This is a genomic window from Agromyces binzhouensis (assembly GCF_004135055.1).
Taxonomy (GTDB): domain Bacteria; phylum Actinomycetota; class Actinomycetes; order Actinomycetales; family Microbacteriaceae; genus Agromyces; species Agromyces binzhouensis.
The window spans coordinates 1-7,093 of sequence record NZ_SDPL01000140.1; the positions used below are offsets into that span (position 1 = coordinate 1).

At 73.3% G+C, this 7,093-nt stretch carries 7 protein-coding genes; 2 read left to right on the forward strand and 5 right to left on the reverse strand.

Going from position 1 to position 7,093, the window contains the following annotated elements:
- A partial coding sequence (locus tag ESO86_RS08615) for a pyridoxal phosphate-dependent decarboxylase family protein (protein WP_165307522.1) occupies window positions 1-1,368 on the reverse strand: 1,368 nt, incomplete at its 3' end.
- On the reverse strand, window positions 1,365-2,732 hold the full coding sequence (locus ESO86_RS08620; RefSeq protein WP_129234530.1) for an MFS transporter: 1,368 nt from the start codon (window positions 2,730-2,732) through the stop codon (window positions 1,365-1,367). The genes ESO86_RS08620 and ESO86_RS08615, both read right to left, overlap by 4 nt.
- A gap of 75 nt (window positions 2,733-2,807) precedes the next feature.
- On the opposite strand from ESO86_RS08620, the gene ESO86_RS08625 reads away from it, so the two are divergent.
- Window positions 2,808-4,379 (forward strand): succinic semialdehyde dehydrogenase, encoded by a 1,572-nt coding sequence (locus ESO86_RS08625; protein ID WP_242492288.1) that lies wholly within the window; start codon window positions 2,808-2,810, stop codon window positions 4,377-4,379.
- 61 nt (window positions 4,380-4,440) lie between these two features.
- On the opposite strand, the gene ESO86_RS08630 is transcribed toward ESO86_RS08625, so the two are convergent.
- Window positions 4,441-4,830 (reverse strand): twin-arginine translocase TatA/TatE family subunit, encoded by a 390-nt coding sequence (locus ESO86_RS08630; protein ID WP_129234531.1) that lies wholly within the window; start codon window positions 4,828-4,830, stop codon window positions 4,441-4,443.
- 90 nt (window positions 4,831-4,920) lie between these two features.
- Here ESO86_RS08630 and ESO86_RS08635 point away from each other — a divergent pair, with 90 nt between their 5' ends.
- Window positions 4,921-5,553, forward strand: coding sequence for an O-methyltransferase (locus ESO86_RS08635; RefSeq protein WP_129234532.1), 633 nt, complete (start codon window positions 4,921-4,923; stop codon window positions 5,551-5,553).
- Here ESO86_RS08635 and ESO86_RS08640 read toward each other — a convergent pair whose 3' ends face one another.
- Together ESO86_RS08640 and ESO86_RS08645 are read right to left on the reverse strand one after the other, a co-directional pair.
- Complete coding sequence (locus ESO86_RS08640; RefSeq protein WP_019179788.1) at window positions 5,554-5,727, reverse strand: DUF3117 domain-containing protein; 174 nt, start codon at window positions 5,725-5,727, stop codon at window positions 5,554-5,556. It lies immediately after the preceding gene.
- Between the two features lie 157 nt (window positions 5,728-5,884).
- Window positions 5,885-7,093, reverse strand: a 1,209-nt coding sequence (locus ESO86_RS08645) for a glycosyltransferase family protein (RefSeq protein WP_422836484.1), incomplete at its 5' end; no start/stop codon positions are given.

Below are 7,093 nucleotides of genomic sequence, written 5' to 3' on the forward strand. Positions count from 1 at the left end.
CGCGGCCGCGGATTCCGAGTCGAGCCCCGCGGATGCCTCGGCGAGCGCATCCGCACCGGCCGGGAGCCGATCGATGAGCCCGCCGACGAGCGCACCGCCGTCGATCGCCGGCAGGCCGCGCACGGCGTCGGCCGCGACCTGGAGCGCCCGGGCGAGCTCGCCGATCACGTGGTCGGTGACCGGGGTGACGGTCAGGTGCGTCGTGTGCGGCAGTGCCGTGCCGTCGGACTGGAGCATGCCGGGCTGCAGCTGGAGGTGCCACCCGGCGCCGCGCGCGGCATCGGCCCAGTGGTGCGGGTCGACGCGACGCTCGGGCGGGACGGAGGCGTCGGTCCGGACGGCGAGGAGCGGGCCGACGGGATCGCCGACGACCTCGAGCCCCTCGATCCCGTCGATCGCGTCCCGCAGCACGGCGGTCGCCGACATCGCTCGGGCGGTGAGCTCGGCGAATCCGAGCTCGCCGAGCACCTGCACGATCGCCCACGCCGCGGCGAGCGGGCCGGCCGGCTTCGAGCCCGCCATCGTCGGGTTCACGACCGGGTAGCCGGGCCACGCGGTCGTCGCGAAGTACTGGTGGCGCTGCCGGTCGCGCCCGCGCTGCAGGAGCACGGAGACGCCCTTCGGCGCGTACCCGTACTTGTGCAGGTCCGCCGAGAGGCTCGTCACGCCCGGCACCCTGAAGTCCCACTCGGGCTGCCCGTCCTGGAAAGCCAGCGCGAACCCGCCGATGCAGGCGTCGACGTGCAGGGCGATCCCACGCGGGCCGGTCGCCGCCGCGACCTCGCCGACGGGGTCGAGCGTCGCGAACGGGTACGAGGGCGCGCTCATCACGACGAGTGCGACGTCGTCGTCGAGGCGGGCGACGACGTCGGAGACCTCCGGCGCGCCGGTCACCGCGGAGACGGGCACGAGGTCGAGTTCCAGCCCGAAGTAGTGGGCCGCCTTGTGGAAGGCGGCGTGCACCGTCGTCGGGGCGACGAGCCGAGGCATCCGCCCGTCGCCCGGGTGCGCCGAGCGCCAGACGTCGCGGGCCGTCTTCACCGCGAGCAGGCAGCTCTCGGTGCCGCCCGAGGTGACCGAGCCGACGACCGCGGGCGACCCCTGCTCGGCCCCGTCGCCGTGGAACACGCGGCGCGCGAAGCCGACGACCGCGGCCTCCATGGCCGCGACCGAGGTGAACGTCGTCGGGTCGAGCCCGTTCACGGGCTGCACGAGTCGCGCCGCGCGCGCGGCGAGCTCGTCGAGCTCGGCGAGGCCCGAGTCGTAGACGTACGACAGCACGCGACCGCCGTGCGTGGGCGCGTCGCCCTCTCGGAGCGCGGCGAGTTCCGCGAGCACCTCGTCGGGCTCGCGTTCGAAGGCGTTCATCGGGCGATCTCCTCGGTCGGGGCGGGGGTGTCGATGTCGGCACGCCGGAGCGGGTAGCGCAGGAGCGGGACGAGGCTGAGGAGCACGAGCGCCGCCGGCAGCAGGCTGAAGCTCAGCGCGATCCCGCCGACCGCGGCCTCGGGCTGGGCCACGACGGTCGAGCCGACCGATTCGAGGTAGCCGGTGGCCGCGAGGACGATCGTGAGCAGCGTCGCCCCGAGCGCCATGCCCGTGGTCTCGCCGGCGGTCCAGACGCCGCCGAACGTACCGGCCCGTCCCGGGCCGTTCGTGCGCGCATCGTGCGCGACGACGTCCGGCAGCATCGCCATCGGGAGCGACTGCATGCCCGCGTACGCGGCGCCGGCGATCGCGACCGGGGCGTACACCCACGCGCCCGGCGCCCAGACCATGCCGACGAGGGCCGCGGCGGCTGCCGCGAACGCGAGGCTCGCGATGACGTACGCCCGCTCCTTGCCGATCCGGCGGGCCATCCGACCCCAGAGGGGTGCGCACAGGATGGCGGGGCCGATGAGCGCGACGAAGAGGAACGTCAGCGCGTCCTCGGAGCGGAGCACCCAGACGGCGACGTAGTTCGCGCCCGCCAGCATGACGCCCGTGGCCAGCCCCTGGAGGAGGAAGCCGGACAGCAGCAGGCGGAACGGCCGGCTGCGGCGCAGCGCGGCGAGCCCCTCGGCGTAGCCCGCGCCGAGGCTGCGGCGCTCGCGCTGCTCCACGAGCATTCCCTTGGGCGCGGTCGTCGTGGCCACCAGCATGCCGAGCCCGATGACGAGCCCGGCCACGACGGCCATCACGAGGTACCCGAGCGCCTCGTCGTCGCCGCCGGCGCGACGGAGCATCGGCCCGCCAGCACCGAAGAGGAGGATCGCGAAGCTCAGCACGACGACGCGCCACGTGAGGAGCCTCGTGCGCCCGTCGTAGTCGTCGGTGAGCTCCGCGGGCAGCGCGATGTACGGCACCTGGAACAGGCTGAAGGCCGTTGCGGTGGCGAGGAAGGCCAGCATCACCCAGACGCCCGCGACGACGGGGCCGAGCCCGGCGGGCGCGGCGAAGGTCAGGACGAACGCGACCGGGATCGCGAGCGCGCCGACCCGCATCCACGTCCGGCGGGTGCCCGACACGGCCAGCGAGTGATCGCTGCGATCGCCGATCCACGGGTCGATCAGCACGTCCCACACCTTCGCCGCGGTCACCACGAGACCGGCGAGCAGCGCGGTCACGCCGAGCGTGTCGGTGAGGTAGAAGACGAGCACGAGGCCGGGCAGCGTGGCGAAGCCGCCCGTGCCGATCGAGCCGACGGCGTAGCGGGCGACGGTGCCGCGCGAGAGCCCTTCCGGGGAGGTCATGCGGGGAAGCATACCCATTCGACGATGCCGATCCGGACACGGTCCCCCGGTCCCCTCCGCGGCTAGGCTGGCCGGGTGTCCAACGCCGCCACCCGAACCCCGGCCGTCATCACCCCGAGCCCCGCACGCGACGCGCTCGTCGCCGACCTCGTCGCCACGACCGGCCGCACGAGGGCGATCCCCACGCCGGCGACCGGCGAGACCCTGGTCGACCTTCCGCTCTCGAGCGCGGACGACGTCCGCGGCGCCGTGTCACGCGCGCGCCTCGCACAGGTGGCATGGGCCCGTGCAGGGTTCGCCGCGCGACGCCGGATCCTGCTCCGCGCGCACGACCTCATCGTCGCCCGGCGCGAGGAACTCCTCGACCTGACGCAGCTGGAGAGCGGGAAGACCCGCGGCCAGGCCTTCGAGGAGGTCTTCCAGGCCCTGTCGGTGACGAGGTGGAACGCGGTCAGGGCCCGCGCCGTGCTCCGCGGCGGCCGCCGCCGTGCCGGCATCCCGGTGGCGCTCACGACGCGCATCCGCTACCGCTCGAAGGGCGTCGTCGGCGTGATCACGCCGTGGAACTACGCGATCAGCCTCGCGGCGATGGACGTGGTCCCGGCCCTCGCCGCGGGCTGCGCCGTCGTGCAGAAGGCCGACGACCAGGGCGCGCTGTCGGTGCTCGCCCTCCGTCGTGCGTTCATCGACGCCGGGGTGCCGGAGGCGCTCTGGGCCGTGGTGGCGGGCGATCCCGCCGACGTCGGCGAGGCGCTCACCGACGAGGCCGACTACATCTGCTTCACCGGGTCGACCGCGACCGGACGGCGGATCGGCGAGAAGGCCGGGCGGCGGCTCGTGGGCGCGTCCCTCGAGCTCGGCGGGAAGAACGCCCTGATCGTCCTCGACGACGTCGACGTCGAGCAGGCGGCCGCGGATGCCGCCCACGCGTGCTTCTCGTCGATGGGCCAGCTGTGCGTGTCGGTCGAGCGGATCTACGTGCAGCGCACCATCGCGGACGCGTTCGCCTCGGCACTCGCCGCGAGGCTCGCCGAGCCCCGGATCGGCTCCGGTCTCGACCACGACGCCGACTACGGCAGCCTCGCGACGGCGGCGCAGGTCGATCGCATCCGCGGCCACCTCGACGACGCGCTCGCCAAGGGCGCCCGCGTGCTGGTGGGCGGCAACCTGCGACCCGACGTGGGGCCGTGGGCGTTCGAGCCCACGGTCCTGACGGACGTCGCGCCCGGCATGCGCGTGCTCGACGAGGAGACGTTCGGGGCGCTCGCATCGCTGCACGTCGTCGACGACGAGCTGGAGGCGGTGTTTGCCGCGAACGCGTCGGAGTACGGCCTCAACGCGTCGGTGCTTTCCGGGTCGACACGGCGAGCCCTGCGCGTCGCCGACCAGCTCGACGCCGGGAGCGTCAACGTCAACGAGGGCTACCGGGGCAGCTTCGGCTCGGTCGACGCGCCCATGGGCGGCGTCAAGGCGTCCGGCATCGGACGCCGCAACGGACGCGAGGGCCTCCTGCGCTTCGTCGACCCGGTGACGGTCTCGGTGAACACGCGCGTGATCCCGCTCCCGCACACCGGACGCGACTACGCCCGGCTCAGCGGCCCGCTGGTGCTGCTCGCGAGGGTGCTGCGCGCCATCCGCCGGGCCTAGGCCGTCGCCGCGGAGCCGCTCGATCGGACCGTCGCGGGCAGTCGCGCGAACCGGTTCGGGCTCAGGTCGCCTCGGAGTCGAACGGCGCCGACTCGCCGGCGGCGATCGCGTCGAGCTTGCGCTTGCGCTGCAGGTAGGCGGAGTTCTCGTTGACCGCAGCACGCGCGACGACCGGCTTCGCGGGCTCGGCGAACGGGTCCACGTCGCTGAGCGCCTCGCGCACGATGCGCCGCGGGTCGTACTGGCGAGGGTCGAGCTTGCGCCAGTCGACGTCGTCGAAGTCGGGACCCATCTCCTCGCGCATGCGGTCCTTCGCACCGTTCGCCATGTCGCGCATCGATCGCACGAACCGGCCGAGCTGCGCGGCGTAGTGAGGCAGCCGCTCCGGACCGAGCACGAAGACGGCGATCACCCCGATGATGAGGAGTTTGTCGAAGGTGAGGCCGCCCATGGGCTCAAGGATAGTCGGCGGCGAGGCGTGCGATCGACCGTTGCCGTGCACCCTAGGCTTGGGGGTCGACAGAACTCCGGGAGCCGCCACGTGTCCGAACACGACCTGAACTGGAAGTACGTCGACGAATCCGTCGTCGAGTCCGAGTCGATCGCGAAGGCACGCCTGCAGTCCCTCGAGCTCGGCGTCGAGCCGGTCTCGCCCGCCGTGGGTGCGCAACTCGCGGTGCTGGCGGCGGCGAGCGACGCGCGGGCGATCATCGAGGTGGGCACCGGCGTCGGCGTGTCGGGGCTGTGGATGCTCCAGGCCGCGCGCTCGGCGCACCTGACCTCGATCGACTCCGAGGCCGAGTACCAGCAGCATGCGCGCGAGCACTTCGCGGAAGCGGGCATCGCCCCGGCGCGCGTGCGCCTCATCGCGGGCCGCGCCGGCGAGGTGCTGCCGCGGATGAACGAGGGCTCCTACGACCTCGTCGTCGTCGACGCGGACGCGGCCTCGGTCATCGAGTACGTCGAGCACGGCCTCCGGCTGGCGAAGCCCGGCGGGAGCGTGCTGGTGGCCCGTGCCCTCTGGAAGGGGAGGGTGGCCGACCCGGCGCGACGAGACGACGTGGCGACGGCGTTCCGCGGGCTCGTCTCGGAGCTCGCGTCCTCCACCGCCGTGGTCACCGCCATCTCGCCGGCCGGGGACGGCCTGCTGCAGATCGTGAAGCTGGGCGCCTGACTAGGCTGCGTTGACGACGCCGCCCAGGACGTCGTAGAGCTCCTTGGCCTCAGCGTCGTTCACCGAGACGACGAGGCGACCGCCACCCTCGAGGGGCACGCGCACGATGATGAGGCGCCCCTCCTTCACAGCCTCCATCGGTCCGTCTCCAGTGCGTGGCTTCATGGCCGCCATTGAGCTACCCCTTTCGTGGCTGAATCTCCATTATCCCGCATCGCGGCGACGCCCCGGGACACCGGGCTCCGTTTTGTGGACGACGGCGGCCGCCGTTCACGCGCGGGACGCCCGCCGTGCACCGACCGATCACCCGACCGGGATCGCGGTCCGGCGATCACGGCGGGGTCCAGTCGTAGCCGTCGATGAACCAGCCGATCCGCAGCCACGCCACCTGGAGCGCGATCGAGACCGCGACGAGGGAACCCCGCCACCACGGCGAACGCGGCACGGCGAACGCGCCCGCGATCGGGAAGAGCGGCGCCAGCAGCCGGAACGTGCTCGACTGCGGGAAGAAGACCGCGAGGAGGTACAGCGCGTAGCTCGCGAGCCAGAGCCTGATGTCGACGCCGAGGCGCCGCACCCACGGCGTGACGAGCAGCGCACCGAATCCGACGACGAGCGCGATCGGCAGGATCGTCCCCATCGGCTGGCCGAGCCACCAGTCTCCCGACTGGAACCACGGCGTGAGCGGAACGAGCTCGACGTAGCCGATGTACGGCGCGCGCCACGCGAGCTCGGTGTCGGTGTACGCGGCCGGCTCGCCGGTGAACGCCCACGCGATCGCCGGCCAGGCGAGTCCGACCAGGGCGGCGAACAGGGCGACGGATGCCGCGAGCACGCGCTCGCGGACGGGGAACGGATCGCGGGTCCGGGTGTACCAGCGCACGATCCAGTGCAGGCCGAGCGCGAGCGCGAACGCGAGCGCACCCGGCCGCGTGAACGCCCAGACGGTGATCACGGGGACGAGCCATCCGTAGCGGCGATCGACGAGGAGGAGCAGGGCGAGCGCGAGCCAGAGGAAGCCGAGCGACTCGGCGTAGCCGAAGCCCATGATCGGCGACACGGGTGCGACGCAGAACAGCACGACCGCGAAGAGCGCCTGGTCCGGGTCGAGGAAGCGCGACATGAGCCGGTGGAAGACGAGCGCCGCGGCGAGACCCGCCCCGAGCGAGACGACGACGGATGCCACGTCCCACGGCACGCCGACCGCGGTGAAGATCCGGACGATGCCCGGGAACACGGGCAGGAACGCCCACGCGTTCTCCGCGACGTGGCCGTCATCCGTGATCGGGAGCTCGGTGGGGTATCCGGCGGCGGCGATGTACGCGTACCAGCGCCCGTCCCAGATGTTCGCGTACTCGAAGTACCCCGGTCGTGCGCCGGTCCAGGCGTTCGCGGCCTGTTCGTGCGCGAACTGCAGCACGATCGCGATCGACACGACCCGGGCGGCGAGGTACACGGCGATCACGCGCGCCCACCACGGCAGCAGTCGCCACCGCACGCGCGGCGACCCGCGCCCGACGCGGTGCGCGTCCGGCGGCCG